The 16,298-nt window shown below is 68.3% G+C and carries 19 protein-coding genes; 10 read left to right on the plus strand and 9 right to left on the minus strand.

The annotated features are described in order from the left end of the window. Positions 1 to 113: 113 nt before the first annotated feature. On the plus strand, positions 114 to 308 hold the full coding sequence (locus tag A5730_RS06150) for a hypothetical protein (RefSeq protein ID WP_197506184.1): 195 nt from the start codon (positions 114 to 116) through the stop codon (positions 306 to 308). Positions 309 to 321: 13 nt separating this feature from the next. On the opposite strand, the gene A5730_RS06155 is transcribed toward A5730_RS06150, so the two are convergent. After that, positions 322 to 1,719: a wax ester/triacylglycerol synthase family O-acyltransferase gene (locus A5730_RS06155; RefSeq protein ID WP_067897042.1), complete on the minus strand. Its 1,398-nt coding sequence runs from the start codon at positions 1,717 to 1,719 to the stop codon at positions 322 to 324. 14 nt (positions 1,720 to 1,733) lie between these two features. Continuing rightward, the gene (locus A5730_RS06160; protein ID WP_067897046.1) at positions 1,734 to 2,987 is read right to left on the minus strand and encodes a S9 family peptidase; all 1,254 of its coding nucleotides are present in this window, start codon (positions 2,985 to 2,987) and stop codon (positions 1,734 to 1,736) included. 210 nt (positions 2,988 to 3,197) lie between these two features. Between A5730_RS06160 and A5730_RS06165 the strand changes: the two genes are divergently transcribed. Further along, positions 3,198 to 3,467, plus strand: a complete 270-nt coding sequence (locus A5730_RS06165) for a hypothetical protein (protein ID WP_067897049.1) — start codon at positions 3,198 to 3,200, stop codon at positions 3,465 to 3,467. A gap of 23 nt (positions 3,468 to 3,490) precedes the next feature. Here A5730_RS06165 and A5730_RS06170 read toward each other — a convergent pair whose 3' ends face one another. Further along, a complete protein-coding gene (locus tag A5730_RS06170) occupies positions 3,491 to 4,474 on the minus strand; it encodes a GNAT family N-acetyltransferase (protein WP_067897052.1) in 984 nt (327 codons plus the stop codon). Between the two features lie 327 nt (positions 4,475 to 4,801). On the opposite strand from A5730_RS06170, the gene A5730_RS06175 reads away from it, so the two are divergent. Continuing rightward, complete coding sequence (locus tag A5730_RS06175) at positions 4,802 to 5,065, plus strand: hypothetical protein (RefSeq protein ID WP_067897057.1); 264 nt, start codon at positions 4,802 to 4,804, stop codon at positions 5,063 to 5,065. 153 nt (positions 5,066 to 5,218) lie between these two features. Continuing rightward, a complete protein-coding gene (locus tag A5730_RS06180; RefSeq protein ID WP_067897059.1) occupies positions 5,219 to 7,060 on the plus strand; it encodes a long-chain fatty acid--CoA ligase in 1,842 nt (613 codons plus the stop codon). Between the two features lie 173 nt (positions 7,061 to 7,233). Here the strand turns inward: A5730_RS06180 and A5730_RS06185 are convergent, their stop codons facing one another. Further along, the gene (locus A5730_RS06185; protein ID WP_067897061.1) at positions 7,234 to 7,515 is read right to left on the minus strand and encodes a DUF1876 domain-containing protein; all 282 of its coding nucleotides are present in this window, start codon (positions 7,513 to 7,515) and stop codon (positions 7,234 to 7,236) included. Between the two features lie 216 nt (positions 7,516 to 7,731). Here A5730_RS06185 and A5730_RS06190 point away from each other — a divergent pair, with 216 nt between their 5' ends. Next, positions 7,732 to 8,379: a TetR/AcrR family transcriptional regulator gene (locus A5730_RS06190; protein ID WP_067897062.1), complete on the plus strand. Its 648-nt coding sequence runs from the start codon at positions 7,732 to 7,734 to the stop codon at positions 8,377 to 8,379. On the opposite strand, the gene A5730_RS06195 is transcribed toward A5730_RS06190, so the two are convergent. Genes A5730_RS06195 through A5730_RS06215 form a run of 5 tightly spaced genes read right to left on the minus strand, consistent with a single transcriptional unit; the run spans position 8,370 to position 12,364 of the window. Beyond that, positions 8,370 to 9,596, minus strand: coding sequence for a lyase family protein (locus A5730_RS06195; RefSeq protein WP_067897065.1), 1,227 nt, complete (start codon positions 9,594 to 9,596; stop codon positions 8,370 to 8,372). The genes A5730_RS06190 and A5730_RS06195 overlap by 10 nt on opposite strands. Continuing rightward, a complete protein-coding gene (gene pcaG / locus A5730_RS06200) occupies positions 9,593 to 10,153 on the minus strand; it encodes a protocatechuate 3,4-dioxygenase subunit alpha (protein WP_067897068.1) in 561 nt (186 codons plus the stop codon). Before pcaG ends, A5730_RS06195 begins: the two co-directional genes overlap by 4 nt. Then, on the minus strand, positions 10,146 to 10,901 hold the full coding sequence (gene pcaH, locus A5730_RS06205) for a protocatechuate 3,4-dioxygenase subunit beta (protein ID WP_067897071.1): 756 nt from the start codon (positions 10,899 to 10,901) through the stop codon (positions 10,146 to 10,148). The genes pcaG and pcaH overlap by 8 nt, the downstream gene beginning before the upstream one ends. 54 nt (positions 10,902 to 10,955) lie before the next feature. After that, entirely contained in the window at positions 10,956 to 11,441 is a 486-nt protein-coding gene (locus A5730_RS06210) for a hemerythrin domain-containing protein (RefSeq protein WP_067897074.1), read from the minus strand. Then, entirely contained in the window at positions 11,438 to 12,364 is a 927-nt protein-coding gene (locus A5730_RS06215) for a Rieske 2Fe-2S domain-containing protein (RefSeq protein ID WP_067897077.1), read from the minus strand. The genes A5730_RS06210 and A5730_RS06215 overlap by 4 nt, the downstream gene beginning before the upstream one ends. 346 nt (positions 12,365 to 12,710) lie before the next feature. Here A5730_RS06215 and A5730_RS06220 point away from each other — a divergent pair, with 346 nt between their 5' ends. From A5730_RS06220 to A5730_RS06240, 5 genes are read left to right on the plus strand one after another with little or no spacing between them, the layout of a single operon-like run. Next, the gene (locus tag A5730_RS06220; RefSeq protein ID WP_067897497.1) at positions 12,711 to 14,009 is read left to right on the plus strand and encodes an aromatic ring-hydroxylating dioxygenase subunit alpha; all 1,299 of its coding nucleotides are present in this window, start codon (positions 12,711 to 12,713) and stop codon (positions 14,007 to 14,009) included. Next, complete coding sequence (locus A5730_RS06225; RefSeq protein WP_067897080.1) at positions 14,006 to 14,524, plus strand: 3-phenylpropionate/cinnamic acid dioxygenase subunit beta; 519 nt, start codon at positions 14,006 to 14,008, stop codon at positions 14,522 to 14,524. The genes A5730_RS06220 and A5730_RS06225 overlap by 4 nt, the downstream gene beginning before the upstream one ends. Further along, complete coding sequence (locus A5730_RS06230; protein WP_067897083.1) at positions 14,521 to 14,799, plus strand: dihydrodiol dehydrogenase; 279 nt, start codon at positions 14,521 to 14,523, stop codon at positions 14,797 to 14,799. Before A5730_RS06225 ends, A5730_RS06230 begins: the two co-directional genes overlap by 4 nt. Then, positions 14,783 to 15,577, plus strand: a complete 795-nt coding sequence (gene hcaB / locus A5730_RS06235; RefSeq protein ID WP_067897086.1) for a 3-(cis-5,6-dihydroxycyclohexa-1,3-dien-1-yl)propanoate dehydrogenase — start codon at positions 14,783 to 14,785, stop codon at positions 15,575 to 15,577. Before A5730_RS06230 ends, hcaB begins: the two co-directional genes overlap by 17 nt. Beyond that, a complete protein-coding gene (locus A5730_RS06240; RefSeq protein ID WP_067897089.1) occupies positions 15,574 to 16,296 on the plus strand; it encodes a class II aldolase/adducin family protein in 723 nt (240 codons plus the stop codon). The genes hcaB and A5730_RS06240 overlap by 4 nt, the downstream gene beginning before the upstream one ends. Positions 16,297 to 16,298 lie beyond the last annotated feature (2 nt).

Here is a 16,298-nt window from a genome sequence, read left to right on the forward strand (position 1 = left end):
TGGCCCCGATCCGCAATCCAGCCGTGACGGTTTAACGGCGCCCGCTGCCGTAACTTGGCTGATGCGGTTGACCAAAGGAGTAAGACGGCATGGGGGGTATCTCACCGTTGTTGCTGACCGACTCTGACGTGGACGCCCTGGCTTGCGAATTCCTGCAGTCGCACTACCTCGGACCGTTTTATGCCGACTGGTCCCCCGACCGCCGCCTCGACACATTCCTTCGGCGCCGCGGCCTCTCCCGCGTTGCCGACGATGGCGATCTCTCCAACACCGTCTTGGAACGCATCCTCGGCCTCGGACCCGGGTGATGCACGTTAGGCCTCAATTAGCAACGCCCACAATGCTTTCCAACTCGGCAAGGGATTCCTCGGTCCACGGGATCAGCGTCTCGATATCGGGCACCACGTCGCGGCCCGCGGCGTAGCCGAATCCGACCCGATCGGCGTACAGGCACGTCGTGATGTTGAGCGCGTGGCCGTCGTACACCGTCGACACCGGGTACATCGCCTCGATACGCGCGCCGTTCCAATACATTTGGGCCGAGGGGCCGCGAACGTGCGAGATGGGCAGGTTGTACCCGGTACGGATTTTCGGTGTGAACGGCAGCAACGGGCCGATGGCCGTCGCGGCGATGCTTCCGGCGTTGGTCAGCAGTGATGCCGCCGCTCCCCGCTTGGACACCCACTGCTTGCCCTCCGACATCGACCGATGGATCAGATCGAGCCGGGCCTTCGGATCGTCCAGGTCGGTGCCCAACGGGCACATCCACAATCCAAACCGGTTGCCGTGCTGGTCGTCCGGCACGTCGTGGTCGCGGTCGCGCACCGTGACGGGGCACGCCGCCACCAGGGACCGATTGGGCAGTTCGCCGTGATCACTCAACCAGCGCCGCACCACGCCGGCCGCCATCGCGGTGAGCACGTCGTTGCCGGTCACCCCGGCCGCCTCGCGCACCGCGTGGATGCGCTCGAGTGCCCAGCTGCCCGCGGCGACCGCGCGTTCGGGGCCCGGGCGGCCGTTGAACCGCGTGAAGGGGGCGCCCAGGGGCAGCACCGTGGTGTGCCCGACCAAAGCGTCGAGCACCGTTGCGATCTCGCCGGTGGCCACCTTGCCGATCAGCCCCGCACCCGACGCCGCCGCGCCCGTCAACACCCGCAGCGGCGCGACCAGGCGGGACACCAGCCCGCCCGAAGACGAGGGCGCGGGTTGGGGGCGGCAGTCGGCGTAGAACGGGGGCATGGACCGGCGGCTGGGATCATCGCTCAGGGCGTCGGTGATCATTTGGAAGCCCGCCACCCCGTCGGTGACGGTGTGATGCACCTTGATGTAGAAGGCGAAGCGCCCATCGTCGAGGCCGTCGATCAGATACGACATCCACATCGGCCGGCTCCAGTCCAGGCGCAGCGCGTCCAGCTCCCCGATCAGCCGCCAGAACCCGTCGCCGGACACCGTGCGACGTTGGCAATGTTGGCTCACGTCAACGGGATCCATGTGCCGCCACACCCACACGCCCCCGGTGTCCGCACCGCGGTGCGGGTACTTGCACAGCCGGGGATCGATCGGGTCGTTCGCCGCGAGCGTCTTGCGATGCAGGTCTTCGACGTAGTCGGGCCCGGCGTCGTCGGGCGGCGACAGGATCAGCACGGCGCCGACGTGCATCGGGCTGGACACCCACTCCGCGGTCATCATGGCCGCGTCCAGCGGATCCAGCGGATTCATTTCGGCCTCTGCGCCTAAGCGGGACGGTCGCGCTCGGTCATGGCCCCGTTCAGCAGGCCCGACTGCTGCAGAGCCGCCTCGACGAACCGCTGTACCGGTCGCGCGCGGAAGAATCCGGTGTGACCGCCGCGGTACCAAACGATTTCGGGTTTGCCCCAATGCTCCCAGAGGCGGACCACCTGCTCGCGGGGATGTACCACCTGATCGGCGACCCCGGCATAGATGAAACGCCCCGGCATGGGGACCCGCGGTGCAAGCGACAGCGGCGACGTCATCCGCCCGATGGGCTCCGCGAGTTCGAAGGTCTGACGTCGGGGATCTTCGGGGCCTAGCCCGGAGTGCCGGCTCAGCAACCCGACCAGGTCCGCGACCGGGACGCCGAGGATCGCGCAGGTCAGCCCGGCTTCGAGGCTCGCGACCAATGCGGTGATATAGCCGCCGAGCGATAGACCGTTCAACCCGATCTGAGATTCCGGCTCTTGCCGGCGTATCCAGGACAGCAACCGCCGGATGTCCCACACCGCCTGCGCCGTCGCGTGCACGTCGTCGAAGATGTCCTCGCCCGGAAACACGGCCCCCTTCGGCAGACCCCGGGCCCGGGGCCCGTGCATCGGCAGGACGGGCATGACCACGTTCAGTCCAAGCTCCGCGTGCAACCGCCAGGCCCGGAACAGCGCGAGATCCAATGCGGCCCTGCCCATTTCCGTTCCGTGAATACATACCAGCCAGGGCCGCGGTTGCGGATGGCGAAGCAACAGGGCGTACTCGCGGTTGTTTGCGGTGTAACCCATCCATCGATCCGCGCCGGGTTCGCCCGAACGCGGCCGGTACCCGCTGTCGAAAGACATGCGGTAGAAGGAACGCCTGCCCTTTTTGACCTCGCGCACGGTGACGTCCGACAGCGGCGGGGGCGCACCGAAGAATCTCTTCGGACGGTCGAGCCATCCCCGGTCACCGTAGAACTTCAGCCCGGCAACCACCTCGTTCGTGATGCGCGCGAACTCCTCGGGGCGGCTGACCGGGCGTCGCGCCTTGAGACCCATCAGGACGACCTCGTCGCGAAACGCCTGCGCCGCCAGGGCCAGGGTGGGCCGCGCGATCGGAAGCTCGTCGGGCGCTTGCCCGAGGTAATCGCGCCACGACTCGGCCAGGTAGCGACCGGTGCTCGTGAACGGTTTGACGGCGCTGCTCAAGCCGGTGGGTGGACTCAGCGGCAAAGCGCCGCCCGGGCGTCGGGAAACGCCGTCGTCGTCGGTCGGTACCGCCATGGTGGCAAACTAGCAGGCGCCGAAAACGGCGTGTTAGGGACTTACGGCCCGGTCGCGCCCCCGAAAGTCCTTGCCCGACAACCCGACGATTTGACCGGCCCGGGTCCTATGACCAGGCGCGAAGGGTCCTTAGTCACTCGCGCCGCTGCCCGGGCGGTCGTAACGTCAGAGCCGCCCCAATCTCCCCAGACGCTTCCTAGGAGTCAGATCATGAGCGAGGCGCCGCAAAAGACCGAACCGCGATGGGCCGAATTGTCCGATGATGTGCTGGAATCTGTCGAAACCGGCCGCAAGCAAGCCATCGATGCGGTCCGCAAGTTCGTCGACCAGGTCAGCCCCGTGCTACCCGAGCAGTCACGACGCAAGACCGTCGTCGACGCCGCCCTGGACCTGGCCGACGAGTTGGTCACCGCACGCATGGAGTTCTTCCGCAGCGTCGTCCGCAGTGCCGGCCACGCCGTGAGCAAGCACGACGAGTAGACACGCCCGGCCGGCAGCTTGCCCTAGTCGAACGCGTGGATCACCTGACGGGCCACCAACCGGATCTGTTGATACACAACGCGATCGAGGGGGATATCCCGGTAACGCGGGATCTCCCCCGTCGTGGTGACCACGCCCGGCTCCTCGTGCGCCCAGTGCGCGTTCACCTTCTCGCCCAACGCGCGCGCGGGCGGATTGTCGGACAGCACGCGGGCGTGGAAGCGCCTGATGCCGTCGACGCGCGCCGCGACCGCGAGCGCGCCGAGCAGCAGCGTGCCTATCCCGCGCCCCTGGTAGCCGTCCGCCACCGTGAGCGCGACCTCTGCCGAGGTGGCGTCGTCCTGATCCCGGACGAAGCGGGCGTCCGCGACGACCGGGCCTGCCACGCCGTCGGTGACCACCCAGACGAAGTGGTCGACGTAGTCGACCTCGAAGAGATAGGTCAGCCGCGCATCGGTGGGAGCGCCACCCTGATACCGGCGATACAGGGTCTCCCGGGAGAATGAACCGCTGCTCTTGAACCGCTCGGCGTCACCGGGCAGTACCGGCCGCAGCGAGAGCACGGCACCGTCCTTGACGGTCACCGGGATGGGGGCGACGTATGCGGCGAGCCGCTGCCGCGCGGTGCGCAGCATTCGGTCGGCGATGACCGGCATGGTCAGCATGCGGTCGAAGGCGGCGCCGTATCCGATGTACCCGCGCACGTCCTCCACCGCCGTCACCGTCGCCGTTCTGGTGGCGTGCCGCAACAACGCGATCTCCCCGACGATCGTCGCCGACGACAGCTCGGTGACCGTGACCCGGCCCTTGGATCCGACGTGCCGCACCCCGATGCGGCCGGACGCGATGATCGCGAAAGACTCCGCTCGTTCCCCTTGCCGCATCAGGACCTCGCCGGCCATCGCGTGCAGGGGCTCGAGAAGGGCGGCCAACGTCTTGAGGTCCTCGGCCGAGATGTCGGTGAATACGGGCAGGCCCGCGAGTTCTTCGGCGCGGACAGCCCTCACATCGGCCCACCTGTCAGCTCGAGTCCCCGGCCCGAATCACACCCCGATTGCGAATCCATTGCTAAAGCGGTCATCTCGCCGATTTCGTAATTTGGGGAACTCGAAACGAGTAACGTGGCGATGCACCATCCCGATGTACGGTACGCGACCCGCATCGCCATCGCCGGAGAAGTAAGTAGGTGACCGCAGTGACAAAAGACCCTGTCGGACCGGGACTTCGGCAGGCCGCAAGCAAGACCAAAGCCTTTCGGTAGTCGTGCTCTTGGCCTCTACGCCCGGCCCCTCGGGACTGGTCGGATGGATCGTTAAGGCTAACGGGGAGGGAACATGAATACAGCGAAGTGGCGGCAGCATTGGCCGCAACGCAGGCCCACTGCCACGATCTACCAGCTGACGGATCGCCTCCACGCAGGACACATCGCTCGGGTGCCCGCCCATCAAATTCCCGCGACCGTCTCCGCGTGGTTGGCGGAGCTGGGCGCGCACAGCCCGCTGGTCGACGACCTCGAGCGCGCGGTTCGCGGCGGTGATTGGTCCGCGGCGCACGCCCTCGGGGAGTGCCTGTCCATCGAGATCGCGTTGGCCGACTGACCGGAGTCCGATCGGTCGCAGCGCGCACGGGGACGTTTGCCGCCCCCCACATGACTTTCGTCACTACCGCATAACCGCCACGCTCCGCAGGATCGACGGTATGCCGGTGCGCCACGTCATCGGTATCCGTTTCGGCAACAATGGATTCGCGTTATGAATGCACCACTGGCCTCAATGGAGAGGCCCGACCTCCGCAAGATCGAGAACCGCGCGCCGTCGGTGGCACAGATGTTCGTCAACCGGGTCGCCGCCACTCCCGACGCGGAGGCCTTCCGCTATCCACAGGACCACACCTGGGCCAGCGTGACCTGGCAGCAAGTCGGCGAACGCGTCAACAACCTCGCCGCGGGGCTGATCGCGCTGGGGATCGCGCCCGAGGACCGGGTCGCGCTCGCCTCCGCGACGCGCTACGAGTGGGTCCTCGCCGACTTCGCGATCATGTGTGCGGGCGCCGCGACCACGACCGTCTACCCCACGACGAACGCCACCGATGTGGCCTACATCGTCGCCAATTCCGGGAGCCGGGTGGTAATCGCCGAAAACCAGACCCAGCTCGACAAGCTGATCGAGCATCGTGCCGAACTGCCCGCCGTCTGCAAGGTCGTCATGATCGACGGTAACGGCGACGGCGACTGGGTGATCTCCCTCGCCGACCTCGATCTGTTGGGCAAGCAACTACTCGCGGACACGCCCGATGCCGTCAGCGACAGGGTCGCGGCCGTCGGTCCCGACCACCTGGCCAGCCTCATCTATACCTCCGGCACCACCGGTCGGCCCAAGGGCGTGCGGCTGACGCATGGGGCATGGACGTACACCGCGGCGGCCATCGACTCGCTGGGCATCCTGGGCCCCGACGACCTCAACTTCCTGTGGTTACCGCTGGCGCACGCGTTCGGCAAGGTGATGCTCGCGCTGCCGTTGCAGATTGGCTTCCCGACCGCCATCGACGGCCGCGTGGAGCGGATCATCGACAACCTCGCGGCCCTGCGGCCGACCATCATGGGCGCGGCTCCGCGCATCTTCGAGAAGGCGCACGCGCGCATCCAGGACATGGCCGCCGAGCGCGGCCGGCTCAGAAAAATGATCTTCGATTGGGCGATAGGGGTCGGCAAGAACGTCTCGGAGGCGCGACAGTCCGGGAAGAAGCCCTCGCTGGCATCGTCGCTGGCCTACAAGGTCGCCGACCGGCTGGTGTTCACCACCATCCGCGAGCGGTTTGGCGGCCGCTTGCGGTTCTTCGTTTCCGCGGCCGCCGCGCTGGACCGCGACGTCGCACAGTGGTTCGACGCCGTGGGCATCATCGTGCTGGAGGGCTACGGGCTGACGGAGACCGCCGCCGCGTCATTCATCAACCGCCCCAACGCTTATCGATTCGGTACGGTCGGGTGGCCATTCCCCGCCACCGATGTGAAGATCGCCGACGACGGCGAGATCCTGCTCAAGGGGCCGGGTTTGATGACCGCCTACCACGACCTACCCGACGCCACCGCTGAAGCGCTCGACGGGGACGGGTGGTTCCACACCGGCGACATCGGCGAATTGGATGCCGATGGATTCCTGCGGATCACCGACCGCAAGAAGGACATGTTCAAGACCTCACAAGGCAAATACGTTGCGCCGTCGGCGATCGACGCGCGTTTCAAGGGCTGCTGCCCGTACGTGAGCGAGATGGTGGTCTACGGGGAGGCCAAGCCGTACTGTGTCGCCCTGGTCAGTCTCGACACCGAGGCGATCACCGACTGGGCCAACAAGAACGGCTTGGCGGGCAAGTCTTTCGCCGACATCGCGCGCGACGACAAGACCCAGCAGTTGATCGCCGGCTACATCGACGCCTTGAACACCGAACTCAATCGCTGGGAACAGATCAAGAAGTTCACGATCGCCGACCGCGAATTCACCGTCGAGTCAGGCGATCTGACGCCAAGCATGAAGCTGAAGCGCAAAGTGGTCATCGACAAGTTCACCGACCGCCTCCAGGCTCTGTACGAATCCTGACGCCCCAATACCGGCTCGTTCGCTGCTAGGAGGGGCGAAGCTTGGGGCGGCGGTCCCGGACAGGGGGACGCCGGGACCGCCGCGGATTCAGTTGGCCTATCGGCGTTTCAGGTCGCAGGTTGGATGCGTCCGTAGTGGCCGTCGCAGCGGTGTTGTCTCATCGCGTCACCCGGTCAGTGATGCAGGCCCGTGACGGGCTCGTGCGTGCTGGCTTGAATGTCGGTCGATGTCGCAGCGAACAGCTGATTCGCCAGGTCGGATAGCGCGCGGGCGATCGCGAGCTCGTCGCCGATCGTGGCCACGGGCTCGTCGGCCGGGTCGAGCCGCGCCCGGCCGACGCCGACCAGCGTCTTGCCCTGCCAAGACAGCCGCGCCTTCGCCCGGGTCTTTTCGTCGCGCTCTTCCACCAGCACGTCGATGTGGCACGCCTTGGTGGCGTCGTCGTTCTTCGTCATCACTCGATGCGACCATCGAGCGCCTGGGCCGCAGTAGGGGCGGAAGTCCCGATTCCCCGGGCAGTTCGTCGGCCTGGGCGCGGCCCGCCCCACACGATGAAGCGGCCAGCAAATGCGTCGGCACCCGCAAACAAAGCGCCGAACTTAATCGACATTATTGCTGCGCGTAATCAACCGTTTCGTTCGCGTATATCGGCGTGCCCAACAGTAACGGGCGTGTCCGACCTGCCGACACGAACCAAGTTCCTGCACGCCTCGCGGGGCCGCCGGTCGTCACCGCACTCCGGTGACGACCGCGAGCAAGCGATCCTGGCCACGGCCGAGCGGCTGCTCCAGGAACGGCCGCTGGCCGACTTTTCGGTGGACGACCTAGCAAAAGGCGCCGGAATTTCGCGTCCCACCTTCTACTTCTATTTCCGATCGAAGAACGCGGTGCTGCTGTCGCTGCTCGACCAGATGAACGGCAAGGCGCACGCGGCCCTCAGCACGCTCGGCGGCATCTCGACCGGCGACCCCGCGGATCTCTGGCGGGCCCGCATCGAGGCGTTCTTCGAGGTCTCCGGCTCGCACCCGGCGGTCGCCGTGGCCGGCGCCGCGGCGAAGGCGACCAACCCCGAGGTGCGGCAGTTGTGGTCCGCGCTCATGCAGCGGTGGATCTCGCTGACCACGACGGCCATCAAGGCCGAGCGCGGGCGGGGCGCGGCCCCCGACACCGTCCCCGCCGAGCAGCTGTCGGTCGCGCTCAACATGCTCAGCGAGCGGGTGATGGCCGCGACGTTCACCGGGGAGGACGAGGCGATGCCCGAGGACCGCGCCGTCGACACGCTGCTGCACATCTGGCTGGCCAGCATCTATCAGCGCTGACCGATCACCCGCCGCGCCCGGTCCAGGCTCTCGTCGATCAGCCGGTCCACCGCACCGAAGTAGGTCGGCGACGCGGCCTTACCCGCCAGCTCGGCGATCGCTTCCTGTTCCCCCAAAACATCTGCCGCGTCGAGGTTTTCGTACATTCGATCGGCGTGCACCGTCAGCCCGGCCAGCAATTCGCGGCATTGGGATCCGGCGACCACGGTGCGCCGGGCCAGGATCCGCAGGGTGTCCCACTCCGCGTGCCAGGCGCCATCGGGCCGCTCGTCGTTGGCCAGCGCCGCGGCGGTGTGCAGGGTCGCCGCCAGCTGCGGGCCGGACAGCGCGGTCCGGCGGATGAGGATGGACAACACCGGGTTTCGTTTGCGCGGAATCGACGACGAACCCCCGCGCTTGGCGCCGCCCGGCTCGCCGAGTTCCCCGATCTCCGGCCGGGCCAAGGTGACGACGTCCGCGGCGATCCGGCCCCACGAGTCGGTGCAGCCGACGAACGCGTCGGCCGCCGCGGTGACCGGTGTTCGTGTCGTGTGCCAAGGCATTCGGACCACCAAACCCAGGGCCGTCGCCGCGCTGTGCGCCAGTCCGGCGGAAACCCCGGCGGGGTCGGCCGCGCCGGCGAGCAGCGCGGCCAGCTCGGTGGTGGCGGCCAATGTTCCGGCGGCACCGCCGATCTGGGCGGGCACGACCAACTCGGACAATCCCTCGAAGGCGTCCACGACGCCGTTCAGCCAGACGGCCGCCTTCGCGCCGAAGGTGGTCGGCGCGGCGTGCTGGCCAAGCGTGCGCGCCACCATGGGAGTGCTCCAGTGCAGGGCGGCGAGTTCGGTCAGCGTCGAGACCTGACCCCTGAGCTGTGCGGCGAGCTCCCCCGCGACCTCGCGCACGCCGAGCATGACAGCGGTGTCCAGCACGTCCTGGCTGGTGAGGCCCCGATGGATCCACGGCGCGACTTCCGGCGCGGCGCGTTGGCGCAGCAGCCCGACGAGGCCGATGACCGGGTTGCCGCCGTCCTCGGCGGCCACTGCCAGGGATTCACAATCGTTGGCGGTCAACAGCATTGGCAGGTCCGCCCCGGCGCACGCGGGTGGGGCCAAGTTTTCGGCGACGAGGGCGTCCAGCCAGGCGGACTCCACCGCGACCATCGACTGCAGGAGCGCCCGGTCCGTCATGTGCTCTCCGGCACGGTGATCCCCGGGCCACAACAGGTTGGTCATCGCCCACCGCCCCGGTATGCCAGGAACACTGTCTCACGCGGACCCTGCAGCCGGATGTCGAAACGGTATGCCCGGCAGTCGCTTTCGTGATCACAGAGCAGGGTGGCGCGCCGTTCGGGGTCGAGGCCGGCCAGCAGGGCGTCGGCACCCGGGTCGCCGCCGGGCAGGTAGGCGCGGGTGAACAGCCGGTCCAGCAGACCCCGCGCGAATACGGTGAGGGCGAAGAACGGCGGCGCTCCGGCGCTCGAACCCGGCACCACGGTGGTGAATGCGTAACGACCGTCGGCATCGGTCGCGCAGCGGCCCCACCCGGTGAACGCCGAAGTGTCGCGGCGCAGCGATCCGGCCTGCCGCGGGATGCGGCCGGCGCCGTCGGCCTGCCACAGCTCGACCAGGCCGTCGCCGACGCCGTCGCCGGCGCCGTCGTAGACCGTGCCGTGCAGCCGCACCGCCTGCGGGTGTCCATCGCCGACCAGCGCGCTGTCCCCCGGAAACGGCAGCCCGAGGTCCAGGAACGGGCCGACCGTTTGCCCTGGGGTGCAAGGGAATTCAGTCATCGTCGCCCTCGGTTGGCGTCCGGGCGGCGCCGGCCAGCACGACGTCCCACCGGTAGCCGGTCGCGTACTCCGGCTCGGTGAGGTCGTGGTCGTAGCGCGCGATCAGCCGTCGCCGCGCGGCGGGTTCGAGGACCGACTGGAAGATGGGATCGAGGTCGAACATCGGGTCTCCCGGGAAGTACATCTGGGTGACCAGGCGCTGGGTGAAAGCGGTCCCGAACACGGAGAAGTGGATGTGCGCCGGGCGCCACGCGTTGTGGTGATTGCGCCACGGATACGGGCCCGGCTTGATGGTCAGGAAGCGGTAGGAACCGTCCGGCCCGGTCAGGCACCTGCCGGCGCCGGTGAAGTTCGGGTCGAGCGGGGCCGGGTGCTGGTCGCGCTGGTGGCGGTAGCGGCCACCCGCGTTGGCTTGCCAGATCTCGACCAGCTGGCCCGCGACCGGCCTGCCGGATCCGTCGAGCACCCGGCCGGCCACGATCACGCGTTCGCCGAGGGGCTCGCCCGGGTGGCCCGCCGTCAGGTCGGCGTCGAGCGGGTCGACGTCCTGGTGGCCGAAGCAGGGCGCCCAGCGTTCGACCTCCTCGGGATCCACCGGCACCAGGGGTCGTTGGGGATGGCGCAGGACGGTGCCGCGGTAGGGCGGGTAGTGCAGCCGGGGCTGGGGCTCCGGCCCGCGGTATTCGGCTGCGATGGCGGCGATCTCGGCCGTGATGTCACCCTGAGACGCGACGCACTCGGGGTTCATGAGCCGTGACGCTACTCTCGATGGCCCGGCGAACCCCGCAGGGTGGCACCCGAGTTACAGCGAGCGCACCAGCGCCGCCCGCCCCTTGGTGCGCATCCTGTACAGGGCCGACCCGCGGTATTGCTCCATCTTGGCGGCCATCCGGTTGCCGAGTTCCTCGAGCTCCGCGTCGGTGATCTTCACCTCGGGGGGAGCCGGGATCATGTCGCGCTCCTCCTCGTCGGCGTGGGCTTCCAGCACCGTCTTGAAGGAGTTCCACTCGTCCTCGTAACCGGGCGCGCTCTGCGGCGTCTTGAGCAACACCGAAAGCTGGTCGATCACCTGGCGGTGCTCCGCGTGCGCGACGGCGATCAGCTTGGTGGCGTCTTTGAGCGCCGGGTAGTACAGGTCGTCCTCGATGCGGAAGTGGATGTCGAGCTCGATCAGCATGTCGTCGAAAAGGGCATGCCGCTCTTCGCTGTTCACCGGCGCCTCGCTCACCTTGCGGCCCAGGCCCTTGATCACGATGTGGTGTTCTTTCAACACTTCGTACGCGTTCACTTGGCTACCTCCTCGGCACGTACCTCGACCATTCCGTCGACCAATCTCGCCTGGTAACACGGCAGCGGCGCGGCCGCCGGACCGCGCAGCACATCCCCCGACTCGGCGGCGAACCATGAACCGTGCCAAGGGCATACGAGCCGGCCCCGGTCGATCCAGCCGTCGGCCATCGGGGCGGCCAGGTGCGGGCACCACTCCCCGAACGCCGCGACCTCGCCCGGCTTGGTCTTGCACACCACCAGGCCCACCCCGTCGACCTCGACGCGCACCGGCTTCCCGTTCAGCGAGCTCGCGGGGAGCACCGGCGTCCATTCCGTGCTGCGCAGCCGCGCGCCCGACTGGTCGATGCCGATGCCGGACTCGAACACCAGCGCCCCGCCGAGGTAACTGCCCGCGACCGTAAGGCCGTAACCCGCCGCCGTGAGGGCGATGCCGCGGCCGTGCCGGCCTTGGCGGCGATCCCACCAGGACTGCGCGTACAGCGCCGTGGCGACCAGGTTGACCAGGCCGTGCACCACCCCGACCCGGCGGTCCGATTCGTGGGTGTGCTGCCAATCGGTGACGCCGGTGACGGCGGACCCGATGCTGGCGAGGATGCCCACCCCGAGGGCGCGGGAGGCGAACTTCGACGCGTCGCGCACCTCGGTGGCGGGCCGCCCCGGCAGCAGGCTGATGGCGTCCAGCGCGACTGTGGTGCCGAGCGCGCCGCTCGTCAGCGACGCCAGCGGCGGGTGGACCGGGTGGCCCAGCCACACGCCGTGCAGAGCGTTGGTGACGGCGTTGCGGGCGCCGCCCAGGCCGTTGAAGGCGAAGCTCAACGCGTGCTCGAACCGATAGCTCGGCCGATCCAGCCACTCTTGCCGCCCGATGGCGGACACCACTCGCGATCCGAGTTTCCGCAGCCGATCATCGCGAGCAGCCATTCCACCAGCCCTTCCTCAGTTGCGTCGCCAGCACGCAGCAGCGCACGCAAAATCGAACCATTTACCGCTGATTTACCGCACGCTCACATGAGCGGCGGAGCCGACGTGACCACCGTAGCGCGGCGTTTCGGCCGGGTGATCGTCAGCAACCTGTGAGTTACCAGAAAGCATGCTGGTGAATGCCTGCCCGCCGGTCGGGCCCCGATTGACCGGCGGCGGGTGCATGCGGGATTCTACTTAGCGGAAAGCATCTCTGCTCAGCAGACAACGGGGAGTTACCGTGACGGTCGACAGCGGCGCCTGCGACGCCCTCGCCGACCGCATTTTCGGCCACGTGCGCGACGGCATGATCCCGGCCCACATCTACAACGACCCCGAAGTCTTCGCACTGGAGAAGCGCCGGCTGTTCGTCCGGTCGTGGATCTTCGTGGGGCACGAGTCCGAGATTCCGCAAGACGGCGACTATGTGGTGCGCCGGGTGCTCGACGACTCCTTCATCATCACCCGCGACTCGACCGGCGAGGTGCGCGCTTTTTTCAACATGTGCCTGCACCGCGGCATGCAGGTGTGCCGCGCCGAGATGGGGAACGCCTCCAACTTCCGCTGCCCGTACCACGGCTGGACCTACCGCAACGACGGCCAGCTCACCGGCCTGCCGTTCCACCGGGAGGCCTACGGCGGCGAGGACGGGTTCGCCAGAAGCACCCAAACCCTTTTACCCGCACCGAATTTCGCGAGCTACAATGGCCTGCTGTTCATCAGCCTGGACCCCGGCGCCGAACCGCTGGAAGACTTCCTCGGCGACTTCGCGTTCTATCTGGACTTCTACACCAAGCAGAGCACCAGCGGCCTGGAAGTCCGCGGCCCGCAGCGCTGGCGAATCAACGCCAACTGGAAGATCGGCGCCGAGAACTTCGCCGGCGATATGTACCACACGCCGCATACCCACGCGTCGATCGTCGACATCGGCCTGTTCCGCGAGCCGAAAGCGCAGAAGCGCAAGGACGGCGCCACCTACTGGGCGCACCGCGGCGGCGGCACCACCTACAAGCTTCCGCCGGGCACCTTCGACGAGCGGATGCGCTACGTCGGCTACCCCGACGACATGATCTCCCGGATCAAGCAGGTGTGGACGCCGCAACAGCAGCGGATGGTCGGCGAGGACGGCTTCATGATCTCGGCCGCCACCTGCTTTCCGAATCTGAGCTTCGTGCACAACTGGCCCAAGGTCCGCGACGGCCACGACGATGAGACGTTGCCGTTCATCTCGATTCGGCTGTGGCAGCCGATCAGCGAAAACGAAACCGAGGTGTGCTCGTGGTTCGCGGTGGACTCGGCCGCTCCCCCGCAGTACAAGCGGGATTCGTACAAGGCGTATCTGATGTGCTTCGGGTCGACCGGCATGTTCGAGCAGGACGACGTGGAGAACTGGGTGTCGCTGACCACCACCGCCGGCGGTGCGATGGCCCGCCGGCTGCTGCTGAACAGCCGGATGGGCCTGTTGTCCGACGGCAGCCCGGTCGTCGAGCCGCTGACGGCCGAGTCGTTCCACGGGCCGGGACGCGCGCAGGTCGGCTACAACGAGCACAACCAGCGCGCGCTGCTGAACCTGTGGGCCGATTACCTTCAGGGGGCGGACACGTGAGAAAGGCGTTGCCATTCAACGACGTTCGCCACCTAGAGGCGCATCAGTTCCTGGTGGACGAGGCCTACCTGCTGGACGCCCAGCAGTACGAGGCGTGGCTCGAGACGATGACCGACGACGTCCGCTACGTGATGCCGGTGCGCGTCACCACCGCGCGCGGCGCGGGGTTCGACACCTCTCCGCAGATGGCGCACTTCGACGAGGACAAGTATTCGCTGAGCCAGCGGGTCGCGCGGATGGGCACCGAGCACGCCTGGGCCGAGGACCCGCCGTCGCGGCTGCGGCACTTCATCGCCAACGTGCGCACCTTCGAAAGCGACGACCCGGCACAGTTGTTCGTCGAATCGGCCGAACTGTTGTTCCGCAGCCGGGGCGACGTGAACGACAGCGCGCTGCTGTCGTGCGGCCGCGAGGACGTGCTGCGCTTCAGCGACGGCCGCTGGAAGCTGGCCCGTCGCAACATCATCGCCGACGAGTCGGTGCTGCGGATGCAAAACTTGGCGGTGTTCCTGTGAATGACGAACTGCAACGGCTGCTGGACGGCGCGATCGGCGAACCCCTGGTCGTCGCAAACGAATTCACCGAGGTAGTGGTGCGCCGCGTGGACACCCGCAACGGGTCGAGGCTACTGATCAGCGCGCCGCGGTCCGGGCAATGGATCACGCTGGACGCGCTCGAAGTCGAGGCCCTGACGCGGCAGAACACGCGCACGCTGGCGGCGATGGTCGGCAATTCCCACGCGCCGTTGCTGCCCGACGACGCCGAGGAGGGCGATGACCGGCTGGCTTGAGGGTAAGCGCGCACTGGTGGTCGGCGGCGGTTCGGGGATCGGTCGGGCGGTGGTGGACGCTTTCGGTGCCCAGGGCGCGAAAGTCGCCGTGCTGGAACGGGATAACGGCAAATGCGAGGCCCTGCGCCGGCAGCTGCCCGGCGTCCCCGTCATCCAGGGCGACGCGGTCACCCGCGACGCCAACGAACGCGCGGTCGACGCCGCGGTGGACGCCTACGGCGGGGTGGACACGCTGGTCAACTGCGTCGGAATCTTCGACTTCTACAAGGGCATCGGCGACATCGACGCCGACGCCCTCCCCGGCGCGTTCGACGAGATGTTTCGCACCAACGTGCTGAGCCACCTGCAGTCCGTCAAGGCCGCACTCCCCCGGCTGCGGGCGGGAACGGGGCCCTCGATCGTCCTGACGGAGTCCGCGTCGTCGTTCTATCCCGGACGCGGCGGCGCGCTGTACGTGTCGTCGAAGTTCGCCGTCCGCGGCCTGGTGGCGGCCCTGGCGCACGAGCTGGCGCCGCGGATCCGCGTCAACGGGGTGGCGCCGGGCGGCACGCTGGGCACCGACCTGCGCGGCCTGGCCAGCCTGGGGCTCGACGGCGTCCGCCTGGACGACAAGCCCGGCCGGGCGCAGGAGGTGGCCGCCCGCACGCCGCTGCACGTCGCCCTGTCCGGGGAGGACCACGCGTGGAGTTTCGTGTTCCTGGCCTCCGACCGTGCCCGCGGGATCACCGGCGAAAGCGTCCGTCCCGACGGCGGATTCGGGCTGGGCACACCGCAATGACCTCGCTCGACGAGCAACGCGCGCTGGTGGCTCAGGCCTGCCGGGTGGCCGCGGCCCGTGGCCTGGTCGACGGCATCCTGGGCCACCTGAGCCTGCGGGTGGACGACGGGCACCTGCTCATCCGTTGCCGCAGCGACACCGACGCCGGGGTGGCGTTCACCCGGCCCGCCGACATCCGTCTCATCACCTTCGACGGCGGCTCCGGCGCGAAAGGCGAACTCGACGGGTATCGCGTGCCGAACGAACTGCCCATCCACGTCGAGACCCTGCGGGCCGATTCGCAACACCGGGCCGTCGCGCACCTGCACCCGCCGGTCGTGGTCGCCGCCGACCTGGCGGGCATCGCGATCCGACCGATCTACGGCGCCTTCGACATTCCCGGCGCGTGGCTCGCGCGCGGCGGCGTGCCGGTCTACGAGCGCGCCGTGCTGATCCGCACCGCGGAGCTCGGCCGCGAGATGGTAGCCGCCATGCGCGGCCGGCCGGTGGTGATCTGTCGCGGGCACGGGATCACCAGCGCGGCCGACACCGTGCAGCGGGCGGTGCTGCAGGCGATCAGCGTCGACACGCTGGCCCGAATGTCGTTGCGGGTGCGGGCCGCCGGCGCGACCCTGCGCGATATCGACGACGCCGACTGGGACGACCTGCCCGACCTGGGGCCGTCGTTCACCGCGGAGGCCGCCTGGCGTCACGAAGTGGCGCGGTTGCCGGCCGGCTGAGC

The organism is Mycobacterium sp. ACS4054 (assembly GCF_001667275.1).
GTDB lineage: Bacteria > Actinomycetota > Actinomycetes > Mycobacteriales > Mycobacteriaceae > Mycobacterium.

Bases quoted from the DNA above. Each gene is read 5' to 3' on its own strand.
- A5730_RS06180 (WP_067897059.1), top strand. From the start codon at position 5,219: ATGAATGCACCACTGGCCTCAATGGAGAGGCCCGACCTCCGCAAGATC.
- pcaG (WP_067897068.1), bottom strand. From the start codon at position 10,153: ATGACTGAATTCCCTTGCACCCCAGGGCAAACGGTCGGCCCGTTCCTG.
- A5730_RS06175 (WP_067897057.1), top strand. From the start codon at position 4,802: ATGAATACAGCGAAGTGGCGGCAGCATTGGCCGCAACGCAGGCCCACT.
- A5730_RS06240 (WP_067897089.1), top strand. From the start codon at position 15,574: ATGACCTCGCTCGACGAGCAACGCGCGCTGGTGGCTCAGGCCTGCCGG.
- A5730_RS06160 (WP_067897046.1), bottom strand. From the start codon at position 2,987: ATGGCGGTACCGACCGACGACGACGGCGTTTCCCGACGCCCGGGCGGC.
- hcaB (WP_067897086.1), top strand. From the start codon at position 14,783: ATGACCGGCTGGCTTGAGGGTAAGCGCGCACTGGTGGTCGGCGGCGGT.
- A5730_RS06185 (WP_067897061.1), bottom strand. From the start codon at position 7,515: ATGACGAAGAACGACGACGCCACCAAGGCGTGCCACATCGACGTGCTG.
- A5730_RS06165 (WP_067897049.1), top strand. From the start codon at position 3,198: ATGAGCGAGGCGCCGCAAAAGACCGAACCGCGATGGGCCGAATTGTCC.
- A5730_RS06215 (WP_067897077.1), bottom strand. From the start codon at position 12,364: ATGGCTGCTCGCGATGATCGGCTGCGGAAACTCGGATCGCGAGTGGTG.
- A5730_RS06155 (WP_067897042.1), bottom strand. From the start codon at position 1,719: ATGAATCCGCTGGATCCGCTGGACGCGGCCATGATGACCGCGGAGTGG.
- A5730_RS06220 (WP_067897497.1), top strand. From the start codon at position 12,711: ATGATCCCGGCCCACATCTACAACGACCCCGAAGTCTTCGCACTGGAG.
- A5730_RS06195 (WP_067897065.1), bottom strand. From the start codon at position 9,596: ATGACCAACCTGTTGTGGCCCGGGGATCACCGTGCCGGAGAGCACATG.
- pcaH (WP_067897071.1), bottom strand. From the start codon at position 10,901: ATGAACCCCGAGTGCGTCGCGTCTCAGGGTGACATCACGGCCGAGATC.